25 protein-coding genes are annotated in these 18,970 nt (G+C 59.1%); all 25 read right to left on the bottom strand.

Translation table 11 applies throughout. The annotated features are described in order from the left end of the window. Window positions 1-4: 4 nt before the first annotated feature. Entirely contained in the window at window positions 5-577 is a 573-nt protein-coding gene (gene rpsE / locus FF098_RS05435) for a 30S ribosomal protein S5 (protein ID WP_155138213.1), read from the bottom strand. Between the two features lie 9 nt (window positions 578-586). Continuing rightward, entirely contained in the window at window positions 587-949 is a 363-nt protein-coding gene (gene rplR, locus FF098_RS05430; RefSeq protein WP_155138211.1) for a 50S ribosomal protein L18, read from the bottom strand. A gap of 30 nt (window positions 950-979) precedes the next feature. Next, window positions 980-1,513, bottom strand: a complete 534-nt coding sequence (rplF, locus tag FF098_RS05425) for a 50S ribosomal protein L6 (RefSeq protein WP_155138209.1) — start codon at window positions 1,511-1,513, stop codon at window positions 980-982. 41 nt (window positions 1,514-1,554) lie between these two features. Next, window positions 1,555-1,953 carry a 30S ribosomal protein S8 gene (gene rpsH / locus FF098_RS05420; RefSeq protein WP_155138207.1) on the bottom strand — a complete coding sequence of 133 codons (399 nt, stop codon included), beginning with the start codon at window positions 1,951-1,953 and terminating at the stop codon, window positions 1,555-1,557. Window positions 1,954-1,968: 15 nt separating this feature from the next. Continuing rightward, a complete protein-coding gene (rpsN, locus tag FF098_RS05415) occupies window positions 1,969-2,274 on the bottom strand; it encodes a 30S ribosomal protein S14 (protein ID WP_155138205.1) in 306 nt (101 codons plus the stop codon). Between the two features lie 47 nt (window positions 2,275-2,321). Next, a complete protein-coding gene (rplE, locus tag FF098_RS05410) occupies window positions 2,322-2,882 on the bottom strand; it encodes a 50S ribosomal protein L5 (protein ID WP_155138203.1) in 561 nt (186 codons plus the stop codon). Next, window positions 2,875-3,192 (bottom strand): 50S ribosomal protein L24, encoded by a 318-nt coding sequence (gene rplX, locus FF098_RS05405; RefSeq protein WP_155138201.1) that lies wholly within the window; start codon window positions 3,190-3,192, stop codon window positions 2,875-2,877. Before rplX ends, rplE begins: the two co-directional genes overlap by 8 nt. A gap of 14 nt (window positions 3,193-3,206) precedes the next feature. Continuing rightward, the gene (gene rplN / locus FF098_RS05400) at window positions 3,207-3,575 is read right to left on the bottom strand and encodes a 50S ribosomal protein L14 (protein ID WP_155138199.1); all 369 of its coding nucleotides are present in this window, start codon (window positions 3,573-3,575) and stop codon (window positions 3,207-3,209) included. A 58-nt stretch (window positions 3,576-3,633) separates the two neighbouring features. Then, window positions 3,634-3,876, bottom strand: a complete 243-nt coding sequence (rpsQ, locus tag FF098_RS05395; RefSeq protein ID WP_155138197.1) for a 30S ribosomal protein S17 — start codon at window positions 3,874-3,876, stop codon at window positions 3,634-3,636. A 19-nt stretch (window positions 3,877-3,895) separates the two neighbouring features. Beyond that, window positions 3,896-4,096: a 50S ribosomal protein L29 gene (rpmC, locus tag FF098_RS05390; protein ID WP_155138195.1), complete on the bottom strand. Its 201-nt coding sequence runs from the start codon at window positions 4,094-4,096 to the stop codon at window positions 3,896-3,898. A 9-nt stretch (window positions 4,097-4,105) separates the two neighbouring features. Continuing rightward, the gene (rplP, locus tag FF098_RS05385) at window positions 4,106-4,519 is read right to left on the bottom strand and encodes a 50S ribosomal protein L16 (RefSeq protein WP_155138193.1); all 414 of its coding nucleotides are present in this window, start codon (window positions 4,517-4,519) and stop codon (window positions 4,106-4,108) included. 30 nt (window positions 4,520-4,549) lie between these two features. Beyond that, window positions 4,550-5,302 (bottom strand): 30S ribosomal protein S3, encoded by a 753-nt coding sequence (rpsC, locus tag FF098_RS05380; protein WP_155138191.1) that lies wholly within the window; start codon window positions 5,300-5,302, stop codon window positions 4,550-4,552. Further along, window positions 5,302-5,682 (bottom strand): 50S ribosomal protein L22, encoded by a 381-nt coding sequence (gene rplV, locus FF098_RS05375; RefSeq protein ID WP_155138190.1) that lies wholly within the window; start codon window positions 5,680-5,682, stop codon window positions 5,302-5,304. Before rplV ends, rpsC begins: the two co-directional genes overlap by 1 nt. 8 nt (window positions 5,683-5,690) lie before the next feature. Continuing rightward, window positions 5,691-5,969: a 30S ribosomal protein S19 gene (rpsS, locus tag FF098_RS05370; protein ID WP_155138188.1), complete on the bottom strand. Its 279-nt coding sequence runs from the start codon at window positions 5,967-5,969 to the stop codon at window positions 5,691-5,693. A 10-nt stretch (window positions 5,970-5,979) separates the two neighbouring features. Further along, entirely contained in the window at window positions 5,980-6,819 is an 840-nt protein-coding gene (gene rplB / locus FF098_RS05365) for a 50S ribosomal protein L2 (protein WP_155138186.1), read from the bottom strand. 21 nt (window positions 6,820-6,840) lie between these two features. After that, window positions 6,841-7,140, bottom strand: coding sequence for a 50S ribosomal protein L23 (locus tag FF098_RS05360; protein WP_155138184.1), 300 nt, complete (start codon window positions 7,138-7,140; stop codon window positions 6,841-6,843). Next, entirely contained in the window at window positions 7,137-7,769 is a 633-nt protein-coding gene (rplD, locus tag FF098_RS05355; protein ID WP_155138182.1) for a 50S ribosomal protein L4, read from the bottom strand. Before rplD ends, FF098_RS05360 begins: the two co-directional genes overlap by 4 nt. After that, the gene (gene rplC / locus FF098_RS05350) at window positions 7,769-8,557 is read right to left on the bottom strand and encodes a 50S ribosomal protein L3 (protein WP_155138179.1); all 789 of its coding nucleotides are present in this window, start codon (window positions 8,555-8,557) and stop codon (window positions 7,769-7,771) included. The genes rplD and rplC overlap by 1 nt, the downstream gene beginning before the upstream one ends. 12 nt (window positions 8,558-8,569) lie before the next feature. After that, the gene (gene rpsJ, locus FF098_RS05345; RefSeq protein WP_155138177.1) at window positions 8,570-8,881 is read right to left on the bottom strand and encodes a 30S ribosomal protein S10; all 312 of its coding nucleotides are present in this window, start codon (window positions 8,879-8,881) and stop codon (window positions 8,570-8,572) included. 74 nt (window positions 8,882-8,955) lie between these two features. Continuing rightward, on the bottom strand, window positions 8,956-10,131 hold the full coding sequence (gene tuf / locus FF098_RS05340) for an elongation factor Tu (RefSeq protein ID WP_155138175.1): 1,176 nt from the start codon (window positions 10,129-10,131) through the stop codon (window positions 8,956-8,958). Window positions 10,132-10,218: 87 nt separating this feature from the next. Next, window positions 10,219-12,312: an elongation factor G gene (fusA, locus tag FF098_RS05335; protein ID WP_155138173.1), complete on the bottom strand. Its 2,094-nt coding sequence runs from the start codon at window positions 12,310-12,312 to the stop codon at window positions 10,219-10,221. Window positions 12,313-12,336: 24 nt separating this feature from the next. After that, window positions 12,337-12,807, bottom strand: coding sequence for a 30S ribosomal protein S7 (gene rpsG / locus FF098_RS05330; RefSeq protein ID WP_155138170.1), 471 nt, complete (start codon window positions 12,805-12,807; stop codon window positions 12,337-12,339). Window positions 12,808-12,818: 11 nt separating this feature from the next. After that, on the bottom strand, window positions 12,819-13,190 hold the full coding sequence (gene rpsL, locus FF098_RS05325; protein ID WP_155138168.1) for a 30S ribosomal protein S12: 372 nt from the start codon (window positions 13,188-13,190) through the stop codon (window positions 12,819-12,821). A 342-nt stretch (window positions 13,191-13,532) separates the two neighbouring features. Continuing rightward, the gene (locus FF098_RS05320; RefSeq protein WP_155138166.1) at window positions 13,533-14,588 is read right to left on the bottom strand and encodes a response regulator; all 1,056 of its coding nucleotides are present in this window, start codon (window positions 14,586-14,588) and stop codon (window positions 13,533-13,535) included. Between the two features lie 116 nt (window positions 14,589-14,704). Then, complete coding sequence (gene rpoC, locus FF098_RS05315; RefSeq protein ID WP_155138164.1) at window positions 14,705-18,949, bottom strand: DNA-directed RNA polymerase subunit beta'; 4,245 nt, start codon at window positions 18,947-18,949, stop codon at window positions 14,705-14,707. Window positions 18,950-18,970 lie beyond the last annotated feature (21 nt).

Here is an 18,970-nt window from a genome sequence, read left to right as displayed (position 1 = left end):
GTTACTAGGCCGCGTCAACCGGGGACGCATCGTCTTGCGCACCGGCACGGCGGGAAATGATTTCGGAGACCTTCATGCCACGCTTGGCAGCAACCGAGCGCGGATTGGTCTGGTTTTTCAGCGCGTCGATCGTGGCGCGAACCATGTTGTACGGGTTCGACGTACCGAGCGACTTGGCAACGACGTCCTGGACGCCCAGCGTCTCGAAAACGGCGCGCATCGGACCACCGGCGATAACACCGGTACCCGGAGGAGCCGTGCGGATGACGACCTTGCCGGCACCGTGACGGCCCTGGGCGTCGTGATGCAGCGTGCGGCCTTCGCGCAGCGGGACGCGAACCATGTTGCGCTTGGCTTCCTGCGACGCCTTGCGGATCGCCTCAGGCACTTCGCGGGCCTTGCCCTTGCCATAGCCAACGCGGCCTTTCTGGTCGCCGACAACGACGAGCGCAGCAAAGCCGAAGTTCTTGCCGCCTTTGACCACTTTCGCGACGCGGTTGATCGCTACGAGACGATCTACAAACTCGTCCCGCTCTTCTTCGCGTTCGCGGCGATTGCCTCTGGGTTCGCGTGCCATAATCGTCTCCTAAAATTTCAGGCCGGCTTCGCGAGCCGCCTCGGCCAGGGCCTTCACCCGGCCATGATAGATGTATGCGCCGCGGTCGAACACGACTTCCTCGATACCGGCTTGCTTAGCGCGTTCCGCAACCAGCTTGCCGACTTCAGAGGCAGCCTCGACATTGGAGCCCTTGCCGACTTTGGCCAGCAGGTCTTTCTCCAGCGAGGAGGCAGAAGCAACAGTCTTCGACTGCTTGTCGTCGATGATCTGTGCCGTGATGTTCTTGGACGAGCGGAAGACGGACAGACGCAGCTTGCCTTTGGAATGCCTGGCAAGCTTGGCCCGGGTCCGCCCGGCGCGCTTAAGTAAAATGGATTTATCCTGAGCCATAATGCACCAATCCTGAAAAGAGCCTCAGCCCTATTTCTTTTTGCCTTCCTTGCGGAAGATGTATTCACCTTCGTACTTGACGCCTTTGCCCTTGTACGGCTCGGGCGGACGGAAACCGCGGATGATCGCAGCAGTCTGGCCAACAGCCTGCTTGTCGATACCGGAGATCTCGATCTCGGTCGGTTTCGGCGTCTTGATCTCGATGCCTGCGGGCACGTCGAAGTCGATGTCATGGCTGTAGCCGAGCGCCAGGCTCAGTTGCGCGCCTTTCATCTGGGCACGGTAACCAACGCCGACGAGTTCCAGTTTACGGGTGAAGCCGTTGGTAACGCCCTCACAGATATTGGAAATCATCGTGCGGCACATGCCCCACTGCGAACGGGCTTCCTTGGACTTGTTGACCGGTTCGACCTTCACGCCGTCATCGGTCATCGCAACGGTGCAAAGCTCGTTGACGACGAATTCCATCTGCCCTTTCGGGCCTTTCGCCTTCACGGTTTGTCCGTTCACTGACACTTCGGCGCCCTTGGGAACCGCTACTGGTCTTTTGCCTATACGAGACATGGCTGCCTCCAACTCCTGTTATTTCAGCTCATACCCTGATCTTAGTAGATCTGGGCGAGGACTTCTCCGCCGACATTGGCTTCACGGGCGGCGGCGTCGGACATGATGCCCTTGGACGTCGACACGATGGAAATGCCAAGACCGTTGCGCACCGGCGCCAGGTCGTTGACCGCGGAATAAACGCGGCGGCCCGGCTTGGACACGCGCTTGATGTGCTGAATGACGGGCTCGCCATCGAAATATTTCAGCTCGATCTCGAAATGCGCCTTGTTGCCGGCTTCCTCGACACGGGTGTAGCCGCGGATATAGCCTTCACGCTCAAGCACGTCGAGTACCCAACCGCGCACTTTCGATGCCGGGGTCATCGCTACCTTGTGCCCACGCATTTGCGCGTTGCGGATGCGGGCCAGCATATCACCTACTGGATCATTGATCGCCATGATTGATGCCCTCCCTTACCAGCTGGACTTCACGAGACCCGGGATCTTGCCGTGGGAGCCAAGCTCGCGCAGCGCGATACGGGACATTTTCAGTTTACGGTAGTAACCACGCGGCCTACCGGTCACGAGGCACCGGTTGCGGATCCGCGTCGGAGACGCGTTGCGTGGAAGCTCAGCCAGCTTGAGAGCTGCCTTGAAGCGATCTTCAGGAGAGGAATTCTCGTCCTTCATCACCGCCTTGAGCGACTGCCGTTTGTTTTCGTACTTCTTGGCCAGCCTGCGTCTTTTCAGATCGCGTTCGACCATACCTTTTTTAGCCATTTAATATCCTCCGTTAAGCCGGTTTCCAGACCAATTCCGGACCTTGCCTAGTTGCGGAAAGGGAAGTTGAAATGTTTCAGAAGCGCTTTTGCTTCCTCGTTCGTCGGGGCCGTGGTGCAGACAACGATGTCCATACCGCGAACCACGTCTACCTTGTCGTACTCGATTTCCGGGAACACGATGTGCTCTTTCATGCCCATCGCATAGTTGCCACGACCATCGAAGCTCTTGCCGTTCAGGCCGCGGAAGTCGCGGACGCGCGGCAGCGCGATGGTGACCAGGCGGTCCAGAAACTCGTACATGCGGTTCTTGCGCAGGGTCACCTTGACGCCAAGAGCCATCTCTTCGCGAACCTTGAAGCCGGCGATCGACTTCTTGGCCTTGGTGACGACCGGGCGCTGACCGGCGATGAGGGTCATTTCCTCGAACGCCTTGTCGATCGACTTGCGGTCGTTTACCGCATCGCCGACACCCATGTTCAGCACGATCTTGTCCAGTTTCGGCACCATCATCGGGTTCGCGTAGGAGAATTCCTCCTGCATCGCAGCCCGGATGCGATCCTGGTACAGCACCTTCATGCGCGGTGTATATGTTTCAGCCTCAGCCATCGATAACCTCACCTGAGCCTTTGGCGACACGAACCTTCGTGCCGTCATCGTTGATCTTGAACCCGACCCGCGTCGGCTTGCCGGTTTTCGGGTCTTTCAGCGCCACATTCGAAATGTGAATCGGCGCTTCCTTGGAAATGATGCCGCCATTGTTCATCTGGCTCGGGCGCGTGTGGCGTTTGATCATGTTGACCTTTTCCACCAGAACGCGGTCCTCTTTCGGCATGACCTGGAGGACAGTGCCCTCCTCGCCTCGGTCCTTGCCGGTCAGGATGATGACGGTATCGCCTTTTTTAATCTTCGCAGCCATTGCTTTCGCGCTCCTTACAGCACTTCCGGTGCCAGCGAGACGATCTTCATGTGCTTGGCAGCACGAAGCTCGCGCGTGACCGGCCCGAAGATACGGGTGCCGATCGGCTCCTTGTTGTTGTTGATCAGGACAGCGGCGTTGTTGTCGAACCGGATGACCGACCCGTCGCGACGCTTGATATCCTTGGCGGTGCGGACAACCACTGCCTTCATGACCTGGCCCTTCTTGACCCGGCCGCGCGGCATGGCTTCCTTCACCGATACGACGATGATGTCGCCGACGGAGGCATATTTGCGCTTGGCACCGCCGAGCACTTTGATGCACTGGACGCGCTTGGCGCCAGAATTGTCAGCGACATCCAAATTTGTCTGCATCTGGATCATGACGACCCTCCTTCAAAAACACTCGCAAAGGAGTGCTGCAAATAACCTGTCCTGGTGACTAGCCTTTCGAGCCTTCACCGACGACTTCCCAGCGCTTCAGTTTCGACTTCGGCGCACATTCCTGGATGACCACGAGATCACCCTCTTTATACTGATTGCTCTCGTCATGGGCATGGTAGCGCTTGGAACGACGAACGATCTTCTTGAGCAGCGGGTGCTTGAAGGTCCGTTCGATATTCACGACTACGGTCTTGTCACCCTTGCTGCTGACAACCGCGCCCTGCATCACTCGCTTCGGCATTTCTTGGTTCTCCTGTCCCTTACGCGCTGGCCTGATCGGCCTTCTGGCGCAGGATGGTTTTGACCCGCGCGATATCCTTGCGGACCTCGCCGATGCGGGAAGTTTTTTCCAGCTGACCGGACGCTTTCTGGAAGCGCAGGTTGAACTGCTCTTTCTTCAGCTCAAGCAGTTTGGTCTTGAGCTCGTCTTCGGTCATATCGCGTACTTGTGCGGCTTCCATGATGAACTCCTATTCGCCAATGCGCTTGATGATGCGCGTCTTGACCGGCAGTTTCGCGGCGCCCAGCAGAAGGGCTTCGCGCGCGATATCTTCCGGCACGCCATCGATTTCGAACATAACGCGGCCAGGCTTCACCTTGGCGGCCCAGAACTCGACAGAGCCCTTGCCTTTACCCATGCGAACCTCGGTCGGCTTTTTCGTGACCGGCACATCCGGGAAGATGCGGATCCATACGCGCCCTGCCCGTTTCATGTGGCGGGTAATGGCACGACGAGTCGCTTCGATCTGACGCGAGGTCACGCGCTCCGGCTGGAGTGCCTTCAGGCCAAAAGAGCCGAACGCCAGCTCGGTACCGCCCTTGGCGTTACCCTTGATCCGGCCTTTGTGCATCTTGCGGAACTTCGTCCGTTTCGGTTGCAGCATTTCTTATTCTCCAAATCCCAACTGGCCTGGTTAGCTTGCGCTGGCCGGCGCAGGACGGTTACCCCGTGGGGCACGATCGCGGTTGTCGCGGCCGCCACCCGGATTGCCACCGGTCTGGCTGTCGACGATGCGTTTTTCCTGGGCCATCGGGTCATGTTCCATGATCTCGCCTTTGAAGATCCAGACCTTGATGCCGATAGCGCCATAGGTTGTGCGGGCGGTTGCGACACCATAATCGATGTCGGCGCGCAGCGTGTGAAGCGGCACGCGGCCCTCACGGTACCATTCCATCCGCGCGATCTCTGCACCGCCAAGACGGCCGGAGCAGTTGATGCGGATGCCGAGGCCACCCATGCGCAGTGCAGTCTGCATCGCGCGTTTCATGGCGCGGCGGAAAGCGACACGGCGTTCCAGCTGTTGCGCGATGTTCTCGGCAACCAGCGTGGCGTCGATTTCCGGCTTGCGGATCTCGACGATGTTCAGGACGGTCTCCGACGAAGACAACTTGGCCACTTCGGAGCGCAGCTTCTCGATGTCTGCACCCTTCTTGCCGATGACGACACCCGGACGCGCCGTGTAGATCGTGATGCGGCATTTCTTGTGCGGACGCTCGATGACGATGCGAGACACACCGGCAGCAGCCAGTTTCTTCTGCAGGAACTCGCGGATGCGCAGGTCTTCGTGCAGCAGATCGCCATAGGCTTTCTTGTCCGCGTACCAGCGGGAGTCCCACGTGCGGTTGATGCCCAGACGCAGACCGATCGGGTTAACCTTCTGACCCATTAGACGGCCTCCTCAACTTCTTTGACGATAATCGTCAGTTCCGAAAACGGTTTCTGGATCCGGCCGACGCGACCACGCGCGCGGGCTTTCCAGCGCTTCATGACCAGGTTCTTGCCGACGAAGGCCTGATCGACAACCAGCGAGTCGATATCGAGATCGTGGTTGTTCTCGGCGTTCGCGATGGCGCTTTCCAGAACCTTCTTCACGTCAATCGCGATGCGCTTGCGCGAAAATTCCAGCTCGGCGAGAGCCTTCTCGACCTTCTTGCCGCGGATCAGCTGAGCGACGAGGTTCAGCTTCTGCGGGCTGACGCGCATCATACGAGCCTTGGCCATGGCCTGGTTGTCGTCGATGCGACGGGGATTTTGTGCCTGTCCCATTGTTGCCTCTACTTCCGCTTCGCTTTCTTGTCCGCCCCGTGACCGTAATAGGTGCGGGTCGGCGAGAATTCGCCCAGCTTGTGACCGACCATGTCTTCCGTGACGTGGACGGGGATGAATTTGTGGCCGTTATAGACGTTGAACGTCAGCCCGATGAATTGGGGCAGGATCGTCGAACGACGCGACCAGGTCTTGATGCCGCCTTTATGGCTGCCGGACGAGGATTCCTCGGCCTTTTTCAAGAGATACCGGTCTACAAACGGACCTTTCCAGACTGCACGTGACATAATTTATCTCCTACCGGCCCTTCTTGCGTGCGTGACGCGAGCGGATAATCAACCGGTCGGTCGCTTTGTTATTCCGTGTACGTTTACCTTTGGTCGGCTTACCCCACGGCGTAACCGGGTGACGGCCACCGGAGGTACGACCCTCACCACCACCATGCGGGTGATCGATCGGGTTCATCGCGACACCGCGAACGGCCGGGCGTTTGCCCATGTGACGCTTGCGGCCGGCCTTGCCCAGGCTGGTGTTCGAATGGTCCGGGTTGGACACGGCACCGATGGTGGCCATGCACTCTCCCGAAACGAGACGGACTTCACCGGACTGCAGGCGCATCTGCGCGTAACCGGCATCGCGACCGACGATCTGGGCATATGTACCGGCGGAACGGGCCATCTGGCCGCCCTTGCCCGGCTTCAGCTCGACATTGTGGACAATGGTACCGACCGGGATGCGCTTGAGCGGCATCGCGTTGCCAGGCTTCACGTCGACCTGGGCACCGGAAACGATCTTGTCACCAACGGCCAGACGCTGCGGCGCCAGGATGTAGGACACTTCACCGTCGTCATATTTGATCAGCGCGATGAAGGCCGTGCGGTTCGGGTCATATTCCAGACGCTCGACCGTTGCCTCGATGTCGTGCTTGGCGCGGCGGAAGTCGACCTTGCGGTACAGCTTCTTCGCACCGCCGCCCTGACGGCGAGCCGTGATACGGCCGGTGTTGTTGCGACCGCCCTTGTTGGTCATGCCCTCGACCAGTTTCTTCTCCGGACGCCCTTTCCAGAGGTCCGAATGATCCACCAGCACCAGTGTGCGGCGGCCCGGCGAGGTCGGATTGAATGTCTTCAAAGCCATTTTCTCAGATCCTGGTTCGCGTTAAAGGCCGGTCGTGATGTCGATGGAATGGCCTTCCTCGAGCGTCACAATCGCCTTTTTCACATCGGAGCGGGTATACGGACGACCGCGGAACCGCTTGTTCTTGCCTTTGGCGCGCAGGGTGTTGACCGACTTCACCTTAACCTTGAACAGGCTCTCGACCGCTTCTGCGATCTGCGGCTTGGTCGCGTCCAGCGCTACCTTGAATACAACCTGGTTGTTTTCCGAAGCGATCGTGGATTTCTCCGTGATCATCGGGGCAACAATCGTGTTGTAGTGTACTTCTTTGATCTCGCTCATTTCTGGGCCTCACCTTTAAGACGGGCCTCAAGCCCTTCAACGGCGGATTTCGTCAGAACCAGTTTCGACCGGCGCAGGATGTCATAGACGTTGGCGCCGATAACCGGCAGGACGTCGACACCCGGCACGTTGCGGGCAGCCTTGCGGAAGTTCTCGTCGATTTCGGAATCAACGATCAGCGCATCGGTCAGGCCCAGCTTGGCAAAGGTCGAAACCAGCGCCTTGGTCTTGGCTTCTTCCAGCTTGGCATCATCGATGATGATCAGCTCGGAAGCACCGTGTTTGGCCGACAACGCATGACGCAGGGCCAGCTTGCGGACCTTTTTCGGCAGGTCGATCGCATGGCTGCGCACGCGCGGGCCGTGGGCAACGCCGCCGCCGACGAAGATCGGGGCCTTGCGGTTACCATGACGGGCACCGCCGGAGCCTTTTTGGCGGACGAATTTCTTCGTCGTGCCGGCAACTTCGCCGCGTTCCTTGACCTTGTGCGTGCCCTGCTGGCGCTTGGCAAGCTGCCAGGTCACACAGCGATGGAGAATGTCCTTGCGTGGCTCAAGACCGAAGATCGCTTCGTCGAGTTCGACGGAGCCGGCCTTTTCGTTAGCAAGAGTGACGACATCGACTTTCATTATGCGTCTCCCTTGGAGTCGTCAGCGGCCTGAACGTCAGCTTCAGTAGCTTCTGCCTCAGTCGCGGTGTTTTCTGCTTCAGCCGGAGCTTCTTCCTCGGCCTTCGGCTGTTCGGCACTGCGCAGGCCGGCAGGCATCGGAGCCTCTTCCGGACGGGCACGCTTCACAGCATCGTTGATCAGGACCCAGCCGCCCTTGGAGCCCGGTACCGCGCCCTTGATCAGGACGAGGTTGCGGTCCAGGTCGATACGGACAACTTCCAGGTTCTGGGTCGTGACGCGAACGTCCCCCATGTGCCCAGCCATTTTCTTGCCCTTGAAGACCTTGCCCGGATCCTGGCACTGGCCAGTGGAGCCGTGCGAACGGTGAGAGATGGAAACACCGTGCGAGGCGCGAAGACCACCGAAATTGTGGCGCTTCATGCCGCCGGCGAAGCCCTTACCGATCGAGGTACCCGTCACGTCGACCTTCTGGCCCGGAACGTAATGTTCAGCAGACAGCTCGGCACCGATCTCGACCAGGTTTTCCGCGCTGACGCGGAACTCGGCCAGCTTGCGCTTGGGTTCTACGTTGGCTTTGCCGAAATGGCCGCGCAGCGCCTTGTTGGTGCGCGATACCTTGGCTTTGCCGGCACCCAGCTGCAGGGCAGTGTAACCGTTCGTTTCTTCCGTACGCTGAGACACGACCTGACAGCCGTCAATCTGCATGACGGTGACAGGAACATGGGTGCCGTCTTCGCGGTAGACCCGTGTCATGCCCAGTTTTTTTGCAATGACGCCCGTGCGCATCGTCAAGTCTCCTTACGCACCCAGTTTGATTTCAACGTCGACGCCAGCCGACAGATCGAGCTTCATCAGCGCGTCGATCGTCTGCGGGGTCGGCTCGAGAATGTCGAGCATGCGCTTGTGCGTGCGCATCTCGAATTGCTCGCGCGATTTCTTGTTTACGTGCGGCGAGCGCAACACCGTATACTTGTCGATGTGCGTTGGCAGCGGAATCGGCCCGCGAACCTGAGCACCCGTGCGCTTGGCGGTGTTGACAATCTCAACCGCGGACGCATCGAGAACCCGATGATCGAACGCCTTCAGCCGTATACGAATATTCTGTTGCATATCGCTTTACTTCTTTTTGAGTCAAAAAGGCAGGCCGCAAAAGTCGCTCACGGCCTGCCCGCTAATGGTTATTGCTACTCGATGATCTTCGAGACGATACCGGCACCAACGGTGCGGCCACCTTCACGGATAGCGAAGCGGAGCTTCTCTTCCATGGCGATCGGCACGATCAGCTCGACGTTCAGGTTCACGTTGTCGCCCGGCATGACCATCTCGGTTCCTTCCGGCAGCGTGCAGATGCCGGTCACGTCGGTCGTGCGGAAGTAGAACTGCGGACGATAGTTGTTGAAGAACGGCGTGTGACGGCCACCTTCGTCTTTCGTCAGGATGTAGGCCTCTGCCACGAATTTCGTGTGCGGAGTAACCGAACCCGGCTTGCAGAGAACCTGGCCGCGCTCAACGCCTTCACGCTCGACACCACGAAGCAGAACACCAACGTTGTCGCCAGCTTCCCCGCGGTCCAGCAGTTTGCGGAACATTTCAACGCCCGTGCAGGTCGTTTTCTTGGTGTCCTTGATGCCGACGATTTCGATTTCGTCGCCAACGTTGATGACACCACGCTCGACACGGCCGGTCACAACCGTACCACGACCGGAGATCGAGAACACGTCTTCGATCGGCATCAGGAAGGTCTGGTCGACCGGACGCTCCGGGGTCGGGATGTAGCTGTCGACAGCTTCCATCAGTTCCTTGATCTTGTTTTCGCCGATTTCCGGATCACGGCCTTCAAGAGCGGCCAGGGCGGAACCTGCGATGATCGGAATATCGTCGCCCGGGAATTCGTAGGAAGACAGGAGTTCGCGAACTTCCATCTCGACGAGCTCGAGCAGCTCTTCGTCATCGACCTGGTCAACCTTGTTGAGGAAGACAACCAGCGCCGGAACGCCAACCTGGCGGGCCAGGAGGATGTGCTCGCGGGTCTGCGGCATCGGGCCGTCAGCAGCGTTAACAACCAGGATACCGCCGTCCATCTGGGCAGCACCGGTGATCATGTTCTTGACGTAGTCAGCGTGACCCGGGCAGTCGACGTGCGCATAGTGACGGTTGTCGGTCTCGTACTCGACGTGTGCAGTCGAGATCGTGATGCCGCGTGCTTTTTCTTCCGGAGCTGCGTCGATCTGGTCGTACGCACGGAAGTCACCGAAGTATTTGGTGATCGCTGCCGTCAGCGTGGTTTTACCGTGGTCGACGTGACCAATCGTGCCAATGTTGGCATGCGGTTTTGTACGTTCAAACTTTTCCTTAGCCATGTCTTATTCTCCGTAAACTGTCGACTGACCTGTTAAACCAATTTCTTCATTAGGCTGGCGGCCCGTCATAGGCCGCCTCACCCGACATTAACCTGCGATCTTCGCCCGGACTTCGTCCGCCACTGCCTGCGGGACGCGCTCATAATGATCGAACTGCATCGTGTACTGGGCGCGGCCTTGAGTGGACGAGCGCAGCGCGTTGACGTAGCCGAACATGTTGGCGAGCGGCACCATGGCATTCACCACAGTTGCGTTACCACGCATCTCCTGACCCTGGACCTGGCCACGGCGGGAGTTGAGATCGCCGATAACCGTGCCCGTATAGTCTTCCGGGGTCACGACTTCAACCTTCATGACAGGCTCGAGCAGGGCCAGACCAAGCTCGCCCTTGTGCTCACGCAGGGCACCGCGGGCGGCGATCTCGAAGGCCAGCACGGACGAGTCAACGTCGTGGAAAGCACCATCGTAAAGCTCGACCTCGAAGTCGAGGATCGGGAAGCCAACCAGAAGGCCTGCTTCCTGAACGGATTTGAGGCCCTTCTCCACGCCCGGGATATATTCCTTCGGAATAGAACCACCGACGATAGAGTTGGAGAAAACAAAGCCCGTACCCGGCTCGCCCGGCTTGACCTTCATTTTCACGCGGGCGAACTGACCCGAACCACCCGACTGTTTCTTGTGGGTATAATCGATGTCTGCGTTCTTCGTGATCGTCTCGCGATAAGCGACCTCAGGCTGGCCGACATTGGCGTCGACCTTGAACTCACGGCGCATACGATCGACCAGGATATCGAGGTGAAGCTCACCCATACCGGCGATGATCGTCTGGCCGCTCTCCTCGTCCGTGCGGACACGGAAAGACGGGTCTTCGGCAGCAAGACGGTTCAGGGCGATACCCATTTTCTCCTGGTCGGCCTTTGTTTTCGGCTCGACAGCCAGGGAGATAACCGGCTCTGGGAATTCCATGCGCTCGAGAATGACCGGCTTCAGCGGATCGCAAAGCGTGTCCCCTGTCGTCGTGTCTTTCAGGCCGGCGATGGCGACGATGTCACCAGCATAGGCATTCTTGATCTCTTCCTGGGTGTTGGAGTGCATCAGCAGCATACGGCCAACGCGCTCTTTCTTGCCCTTTACCGTGTTCATCACGGATGTGCCCTGCTCCAGGTGACCGGAGTAGATACGGCAGAAGGTCAGCGTACCAACGAACGGGTCGTTCATGATCTTGAACGCCAGCATGGAGAGCGGCTCGCCATCGGACGAGATGCGCTTCACTTCGGTGTCGGTATCCGGCAGCACGCCGCGGATCGACGGAACGTCGACCGGGGACGGCAGGAAATCGACAACGGCGTCAAGCAGCGGCTGTACACCCTTGTTTTTGAAGGCCGTACCCAGAAGGACCGGGTGGAAGTCGACATTGATCGTGCCCTTGCGGATCAGCGCACGGATCGTGTCATTGTCGGGCATATCGCCTTCCAGATACGCTTCCATGGCCGCTTCATCGAGCTCGACGATCGTCTCGATCATCTTTTCGCGATACTCTTCAGCCTTCTCTTTCAGGTCAGCCGGGATCTCTACGCGGTCATAAGACGCGCCGAGGCTCTCGTCGTTCCAGATTATGGCGTCCATCTCGATCAGGTCGACGACACCCTTGAAGTCGCTTTCCATACCGATCGGCAGCTGCAGGACAACAGTCTTGGCAGCGAGACGATCGTGAATGGATTCAACGGAGGCGTAGAAGTCAGCGCCGATCTTGTCCATCTTGTTGACGAAGAACATCCGCGGGACCTTGTACTTGTCGCCCTGGCGCCAGACGGTCTCGGTTTGCGGCTCGACACCGGCGTTGCCGTCGAGCAGCGCAACAGCGCCGTCGAGAACGCGCAGGGAGCGCTCGACTTCAATGGTGAAGTCAACGTGACCCGGGGTGTCGATGATGTTCAGGCGGCGCTTGTTGCCGTCACGGCCCGGCCAGAATGTGGTCGTCGCAGCGGAGGTAATCGTGATGCCACGCTCCTGCTCCTGCTCCATCCAGTCCATGGTTGCAGCACCGTCATGGACCTCACCGATCTTGTAGCTCTTACCGGTATAGTAGAGGATACGCTCGGTCGTGGTCGTCTTGCCGGCATCGATGTGGGCCATGATGCCGAAGTTACGGTAGTCTTCAATCTTGTATTCGCGGGACATGGGAATAATACCTTAAACTTCGATCTACCAGCGGTAATGGGCGAAGGCGCGGTTGGCCTCTGCCATGCGGTGTGTGTCTTCGCGCTTCTTGACGGCGGCGCCACGGTTCTGTGCGGCGTCCATCAGCTCGTTGGAGAGGCGGTCGACCATGGTTGTCTCGTTGCGCTTGCGGGCTGCGTCGATGATCCAGCGCATGGCCAGAGCAACCTTGCGGTCCGGACGAACCTCGACAGGCACCTGATAGGTTGCACCACCGACACGACGCGAGCGAACCTCGATCGACGGCGTTACATTCTCCAGAGCCTCATGGAACAGCTCGATCGGCGGGCGCTTCAGCTTGGCTTCGACACGGTCAAAAGCACCGTATACGATCTTTTCAGCAGCCGGCTTCTTGCCGTCCAGCATGACGTAATTCATGAACTTGGAAACGATCTTGTCGCCGAACTTCGGGTCCGGGTGAACAACACGTTTTTCTGCGCGGTGACGACGTGACATTCTCTAAATCCTTACTTCGGACGCTTCGCGCCATATTTCGAACGGCGCTGCTTACGGTCTTTCACGCCCTGGGTATCCAGAACGCCGCGGATGATGTGATAGCGCACACCCGGCAAGTCCTTCACACGACCGCCACGGATCATGACGACGGAGTGCTCTTGCAGGTTATGGCCTTCACCCGGGATGTAGCCGATGACTTCGTAGCCATTGGTCAGGCGGATCTTGGCAACCTTCCGAAGGGCCGAGTTCGGCTTCTTCGGCGTCGTTGTGTAGACGCGCGTGCAAACGCCACGCTTCTGCGGGTTGCCCTCCATGGCGGGCACCTTGTTGATTTTCCGCTTCGGCTGACGCGGCTTGCGGATAAGCTGTTGGATCGTCGGCATTAAAGGTCCTCTTGGATCCCGGTTAAATCTCAAAATCGGTGCTGAACAAACCGAATAAGTTCCAGCACCTCAAACAGGCGCAGCTCCTTAAAGGAACCGCGCCATACTTACAAGGCGCAAATACAAAAATGTTCGGCGTGCTTGGGAGCGTTTCAGAAGACTGACGGCCACCCTTTCAGCGTGGCGCGGAACCTATAAAGAGTAGGCCCTCGGGTCAAGGTCTTTTGTTAGGAAAATTCGCTTTTCGCGGAGCGCCGCTTCAAGGAAGGATAGCCGGCCAATTTACTGACAGGAACGGCCGATATAATCCCCCTTTTGGGCAGATTGTTCCAGCGGCTTTCGTCAGCCACGCCGACGGCGCGCAAGGGCATGGGCAATGCCCGCCAACAGGGCCGGTTTCTGCACCGGTTTTACCAAGTGATCGTCCATTCCAGCCGCCAGAGAAGCCTGGCGATTCTCTTCATTGCCGAGCGCAGTGACGGCAATTATCGGCCGCGGGTCGATGCCTGCGTCTGATTCGGCCTGACGGATCAGCATTGCCGCCTCATGACCATCCATTTCCGGCATCTCGATATCGAGCAGGACGACATCAGGTGGGCCCCCCTCTTCCACCATGCGGATGAAGGTCTTGACCGCCTCGGCGCCATCTTCGGTCATGACAAGGTTGAAGCGCGGATCGCCCAGCATGTTGGACAGCACCATCATGTTCACCGAGCTGTCCTCGGCGATCAGGATCGTCGTCACATCGGCACTGGATGGCGCGGCTGTATGGCGCTTTTCCAGCTCTTCCCTGACAGCGGCAACCGCCCTCGCCTGTTTCAGCTCCCACCTGCCTGCCAGCCAGCTGAGAAGCACGGTGAAGACCGAAAGGGCGAGCAGGATTTCCAGCTCTCCCATCGGTGTGATGAAGCGCGATGAAGATGCCCAGTAATAGCTCGTGGTAAACGTGCCACCTGCAACAAGCCCAGTGAGGTCCATGGCGAGGCGTGCGCCGACAGCGACCCCGCCAGTGAACATCACCAGCTTCGGGTCTGTGTGGAAGCCATAGAGCACCAGAAGTGCAAAAAGGAACATGAAGGTCGGGGCGCCGGTCGCCGCAGAGACGAGCCCGCCATAAAGGAGGGCGATCGACCAGATGAGGAAAGAAAACAAGAGGATGCTCAGGCCGGCAAAAGCCCAGACCTCGGCCCGTGAAACAGGCGTCCTTATATACTGGGCGACAGCGCAGACCAGAAACAGGACGATGCCAACAGATCCCGCGGTGATGACTGGCAGCCCTGTGCCGAAAACCAGCCCCGCCCCATAGCCGAGCAGCAACAGCACACCGAATGCGATCTGCAAGACGGCAATGCGGCGCGAAACGTCCGGTTCGTAATGGGGCAAGCCCTGCTTAACCATAATCCCTCTCCGGCATGAGGAGATAAGCTGCACTCGTTAACAAGCGCTGAAATAATAGGACCAATCACGAAAAAGCCGCCCCGAAGGGCGGCTTTTCAGGTGTTTTACAAGCTTACCTATTCGGCCGGCTGATCGTCCTCTGCAGTCGAGGTCTCGTCGCTGCCATCCTCGGCCTCGGCGAAGACGGCGGCGTCTGCCGGCGGCAGGGCCGCAGCGGAGCGGACTGCCCGCTCCTCGATCAGCTTGGCGTCACGCTCGTCGGCGAGGCGCTGGTGCTTGGACATCATGCCACCAGTACCGGCCGGGATCAGGCGACCGACGATGACGTTCTCCTTGAGGCCTTCCAGCGTGTCGACCTTGCCCTGTACCGAAGCCTCGGTAAGGACACGGGTCGTCTCCTGGAACGACGCAGCGGAGATGAACGAGCGCGTCTGCAGCGACGCCTTGGTGATGCCGAGCAGTACCGGCTGGCCGACAGCCGGGTTCTTGCCCTGGTCTTCCAGCTTCTCGTTGACCTCGTCGAACTCGATCTTGTCGACCTGTTCGTCTTTCAGGAAGCCGGAATCGCCCGGATCGGAGATTTCAACCTTCTGCAGCATCTGGCGAACGATCACCTCAATGTGCTTGTCGTTGATCGGCACGCCCTGCAGGCGGTAGACCTCCTGGATCTCGTTGATGAGATAGTCGGCCAGAGCCTCGATACCCATGATCGACAGGATATCGTGCGGCGCCGGATTGCCATCGAGCAGGTATTCGCCCTTGGCGATCAGGTCACCATCCTGAACGGCGATGTGCTTGCCTTTCGGTACCAGATATTCCACCGGCTCCAGGCTCTCATCGGTCGGATTGATCGAGATCTTCCGCTTGTTCTTGTAATCGCGGCCGAATTCGACGCGGCCATCAACCTCGGCGATGATCGCGTGATCCTTCGGACGACGGGCTTCGAACAGCTCGGCAACACGCGGCAGACCACCGGTGATGTCGCGCGTCTTGGCGCCCTCGGTCGGGATACGGGCCAGCGTGTCACCCGGACGGATGGCATCGCCCTCCTCGACCGACAGGATGGCGTCGACCGGCAGGACATAGCGGGCTTCGTTGCCGTTCTCGAACTTCAGCGGCTCACCATTGTCGTCAACGATGACCATGGCCGGACGCAGGTCGGACCCGCGCGGGGATGCCCGCCAGTCCATGACCACGCGAGAGGTCAGGCCCGTCGCTTCGTCGGCGACGAGATTGACGGACACGCCTTCGGTCAGGTCCTCGAATTTCACCTTGCCAGCAATCTCGGTGAGGATCGGCAGGGTGAACGGGTCCCAGTCGGCCAGGCGCGTGCCGCGCTCGACCTTGGTGCCGTCATCGACACGCAGTTTGGTACCATAGGTGACCTTGAACGAGGCCTGGTCGTTGCCGTCCTTGTCCTGAACCTTGATGAGCGTGTTACGGCCCATGACGATCAGGTCGCCATCGGAGTCCTTCACGACGTTCCGGTTCTCAAGCTTGACCGTGCCTTCATGGCTCGATTCAACGAATGAGACGTCACCGACCGTCGCAGTACCACCAACGTGGAAGGTCCGCATGGTCAGCTGGGTACCAGGCTCACCGATGGACTGGGCAGCGATAACGCCGACAGCCTCACCGATATTGACGTGGGTACCGCGGGCGAGATCCCGGCCATAGCACTTGCCGCAGACGCCGAACTTGGTCTCGCAGGTCAGCACCGAACGGGCACGGACTTTCTGGACACCGGCAGCCTCGATCGCTTCCGACTGGCTCTCGTCGACCTCGTCACCGGGATTGCCGATAACCTCGCCTGTGTCCGGATGCTTGATTTCATCAAGCAGCGTACGGCCAAGGATTCGCTGGGACAGCGGCACGACGATGTCGCCACCGTCGATCGCAGCCTCGATCGTGATGCCCTGGTCGGTACCGCAATCGACTTCCTTGATGATGCAGTCCTGGGCAACGTCGACGAGACGGCGTGTCAGGTAACCGGAGTTCGCGGTCTTCAACGCCGTATCGGCCAGGCCCTTGCGGGCACCGTGGGTAGAGTTGAAGTATTCAAGAACGGTCAGGCCTTCCTTGAAGTTCGAGATGATCGGCGTCTCGATGATCTCACCCGACGGCTTGGCCATCAGGCCGCGCATGGCGGCGAGCTGGCGCATCTGCGTGGGCGAGCCACGGGCACCGGAGTGGGACATCATGTAGACCGAGTTCGGCTCCAGCTGACGCTCCGTCTCCGGATCGTATTTGGTGCGCGAAATCTCTTTCATCATCTCGTCGGCGACCTTGTCGGTGCATTTCGCCCAGGCGTCGACGACCTTGTTGTACTTCTCACCACGGGTGATGAGACCGTCAGCATATTGCTGCTCGTACTCTGCGACGAGCGAGCGGGTCTCCTCCACGATGCCTTTCTTGGTATCGGGGATGACCATGTCGTCCTTGCCGAAGGAGATACCGGCCTTGCAGGCCTCTTTAAAACCAAGATCCATGATCTGGTCGGCGAAAATGACCGTCGCTTTCTGGCCGGTGTGGCGATAGACGACGTCGATCAGCGACTGGATCGTTTTCTTGGTCAGCAGCTGGTTGATCGCGTCGAACGGGATCAGCGAGGTGCGCGGCAGCAGGTTGGCAACCTTCATCCGGCCCGGCGTGGTCTCGACCAGTTCGGTGACCGGCTCGCCATTCTCGTCGACCGTCTTCCACAGGCACTTGACCTTGGCGTGCAGGGAAACGGCACCGGAATCGAGCGCGTGGTCGATTTCCGACAAATCGGAGAAGATCATCCCCTCGCCCGGCTCTTTTTCCTTCTCGATGGTGATGTAATAGAGACCGAGAACGATGTCCTGAGACGGCACGATGATCGGCTTGCCCGATGCCGGCGTCAGGATGTTGTTGGTCGACATCATCAGTACACGGGCTTCAAGCTGCGCTTCCAGCGACAGCGGCACGTGGACGGCCATCTGGTCGCCGTCGAAGTCGGCATTGAACGCGGTACAGACCAGCGGGTGCAGCTGGATCGCCTTGCCCTCGATCAGTTTCGGCTCGAACGCCTGGATGCCGAGACGGTGCAGCGTCGGCGCACGGTTCAGCATGACCGGGTGCTCGCGGATGACCTCGTCGAGGATATCCCACACTTCCGGACGCTCTTTCTCGACCAGTTTCTTGGCCTGCTTGACGGTGGCCGACAGGCCCTTGGCGTCAAGGCGCGAATAGATGAACGGCTTGAACAGCTCCAGCGCCATCTTCTTCGGCAGGCCGCATTCATGCAGCTTCAGGTCAGGCCCGACCACGATGACCGAACGGCCCGAATAGTCGACGCGTTTACCCAGAAGGTTCTGACGGAAGCGGCCCTGCTTGCCTTTCAGCATGTCGGACAGCGATTTCAGCGGACGCTTGTTGGTGCCGGTGATGACACGGCCACGGCGGCCATTGTCAAACAGCGCATCGACGGATTCCTGCAGCATGCGCTTTTCGTTGCGCACGATGATATCCGGCGCGCGCAGCTCGATCAGGCGCTTCAGGCGATTGTTGCGGTTGATGACCCGGCGATAGAGATCGTTGAGGTCGGACGTCGCGAAACGGCCGCCATCGAGCGGCACAAGCGGGCGCAGTTCCGGCGGGATCACCGGAACGACCGTCATGATCATCCATTCCGGCTTGTTGCCGGAGGTGATGAAGCTCTCGATCAGCTTCAGGCGCTTGGCCAGTTTCTTCGGCTTCAGCTCGGATGTCGTCTCGGAAATCTCGATACGGATATTCTCGGCGACCTGCTCCAGGTCCATGGAGGACAGGATATCGCGGATCGCCTCGGCACCGATGCCGGCGGTGAACGAGTCATCGCCATACTGCTCCTGCGCTTCGATGAATTCTTCTTCGGTCAGCAGCTGGTGCGGCGTCAGCGGGGTCAGGCCCGGCTCGATGACGATATACTGCTCAAAGTACAGAACGCGCTCGACATCCTTCAGCGTCATGTCAAGGAACAGCGCAATCCGGGACGGCAGCGATTTCAAGAACCAGATGTGAGCAACCGGTGCGGCCAGCTCAATATGGCCCATGCGCTCGCGGCGCACCTTGGACAGGGTCACCTCGACGCCGCATTTCTCGCAGACGACGCCTTTGTACTTCATGCGTTTGTACTTGCCGCACAGACACTCATAGTCCTTTACCGGACCGAAGATCCGGGCACAGAACAGGCCATCCCGTTCCGGCTTGAACGTGCGGTAGTTGATGGTTTCAGGCTTCTTGATCTCGCCATAGGACCAGGACAGAATCTTCTCCGGCGATGCCAGGGAGATACGGATCTGGTTGAAGGTCTGCGGCGCTGCCAGCGGATTGAATACGTTAGCAAGTTCCTGGCTCATAAAGCGTCTCCTTAAGACGGG

The sequence above is a fragment of the Aquisalinus luteolus genome, assembly GCF_009712425.2.
Lineage (GTDB): Bacteria > Pseudomonadota > Alphaproteobacteria > Caulobacterales > Parvularculaceae > Aquisalinus > Aquisalinus luteolus.
The sequence above is the reverse complement of the archived record's forward strand: the minus strand, read 5'-3'. Positions and strand labels throughout refer to the sequence as shown.

Excerpts from the sequence above, each read along its gene's own strand:
- FF098_RS05320 (WP_155138166.1), bottom strand. The coding sequence starts at position 14,588 with ATGGTTAAGCAGGGCTTGCCCCATTACGAACCGGACGTTTCGCGCCGC.
- rplE (WP_155138203.1), bottom strand. The coding sequence starts at position 2,882 with ATGGCTGAGGCTGAAACATATACACCGCGCATGAAGGTGCTGTACCAG.
- rplX (WP_155138201.1), bottom strand. The coding sequence starts at position 3,192 with ATGGCTGCGAAGATTAAAAAAGGCGATACCGTCATCATCCTGACCGGC.
- rplB (WP_155138186.1), bottom strand. The coding sequence starts at position 6,819 with ATGGCTTTGAAGACATTCAATCCGACCTCGCCGGGCCGCCGCACACTG.
- rpsJ (WP_155138177.1), bottom strand. The coding sequence starts at position 8,881 with ATGCAACAGAATATTCGTATACGGCTGAAGGCGTTCGATCATCGGGTT.
- rplD (WP_155138182.1), bottom strand. The coding sequence starts at position 7,769 with ATGAAAGTCGATGTCGTCACTCTTGCTAACGAAAAGGCCGGCTCCGTC.
- rpsC (WP_155138191.1), bottom strand. The coding sequence starts at position 5,302 with ATGGGTCAGAAGGTTAACCCGATCGGTCTGCGTCTGGGCATCAACCGC.
- rpsE (WP_155138213.1), bottom strand. The coding sequence starts at position 577 with ATGGCACGCGAACCCAGAGGCAATCGCCGCGAACGCGAAGAAGAGCGG.
- rpsS (WP_155138188.1), bottom strand. The coding sequence starts at position 5,969 with ATGTCACGTGCAGTCTGGAAAGGTCCGTTTGTAGACCGGTATCTCTTG.
- rplR (WP_155138211.1), bottom strand. The coding sequence starts at position 949 with ATGGCTCAGGATAAATCCATTTTACTTAAGCGCGCCGGGCGGACCCGG.
- rpoC (WP_155138164.1), bottom strand. The coding sequence starts at position 18,949 with ATGAGCCAGGAACTTGCTAACGTATTCAATCCGCTGGCAGCGCCGCAG.
- rpsL (WP_155138168.1), bottom strand. The coding sequence starts at position 13,190 with ATGCCGACGATCCAACAGCTTATCCGCAAGCCGCGTCAGCCGAAGCGG.
- rplN (WP_155138199.1), bottom strand. The coding sequence starts at position 3,575 with ATGATCCAGATGCAGACAAATTTGGATGTCGCTGACAATTCTGGCGCC.
- rplV (WP_155138190.1), bottom strand. The coding sequence starts at position 5,682 with ATGGGACAGGCACAAAATCCCCGTCGCATCGACGACAACCAGGCCATG.
- tuf (WP_155138175.1), bottom strand. The coding sequence starts at position 10,131 with ATGGCTAAGGAAAAGTTTGAACGTACAAAACCGCATGCCAACATTGGC.
- FF098_RS05360 (WP_155138184.1), bottom strand. The coding sequence starts at position 7,140 with ATGAGCGAGATCAAAGAAGTACACTACAACACGATTGTTGCCCCGATG.
- rplP (WP_155138193.1), bottom strand. The coding sequence starts at position 4,519 with ATGCTGCAACCGAAACGGACGAAGTTCCGCAAGATGCACAAAGGCCGG.
- rpmC (WP_155138195.1), bottom strand. The coding sequence starts at position 4,096 with ATGGAAGCCGCACAAGTACGCGATATGACCGAAGACGAGCTCAAGACC.
- fusA (WP_155138173.1), bottom strand. The coding sequence starts at position 12,312 with ATGTCCCGCGAATACAAGATTGAAGACTACCGTAACTTCGGCATCATG.
- rplC (WP_155138179.1), bottom strand. The coding sequence starts at position 8,557 with ATGCGCACGGGCGTCATTGCAAAAAAACTGGGCATGACACGGGTCTAC.
- rpsQ (WP_155138197.1), bottom strand. The coding sequence starts at position 3,876 with ATGCCGAAGCGAGTGATGCAGGGCGCGGTTGTCAGCAGCAAGGGTGAC.
- rpsN (WP_155138205.1), bottom strand. The coding sequence starts at position 2,274 with ATGGCTAAAAAAGGTATGGTCGAACGCGATCTGAAAAGACGCAGGCTG.
- rplF (WP_155138209.1), bottom strand. The coding sequence starts at position 1,513 with ATGTCTCGTATAGGCAAAAGACCAGTAGCGGTTCCCAAGGGCGCCGAA.
- rpsG (WP_155138170.1), bottom strand. The coding sequence starts at position 12,807 with ATGTCACGTCGTCACCGCGCAGAAAAACGTGTTGTTCACCCGGACCCG.
- rpsH (WP_155138207.1), bottom strand. The coding sequence starts at position 1,953 with ATGGCGATCAATGATCCAGTAGGTGATATGCTGGCCCGCATCCGCAAC.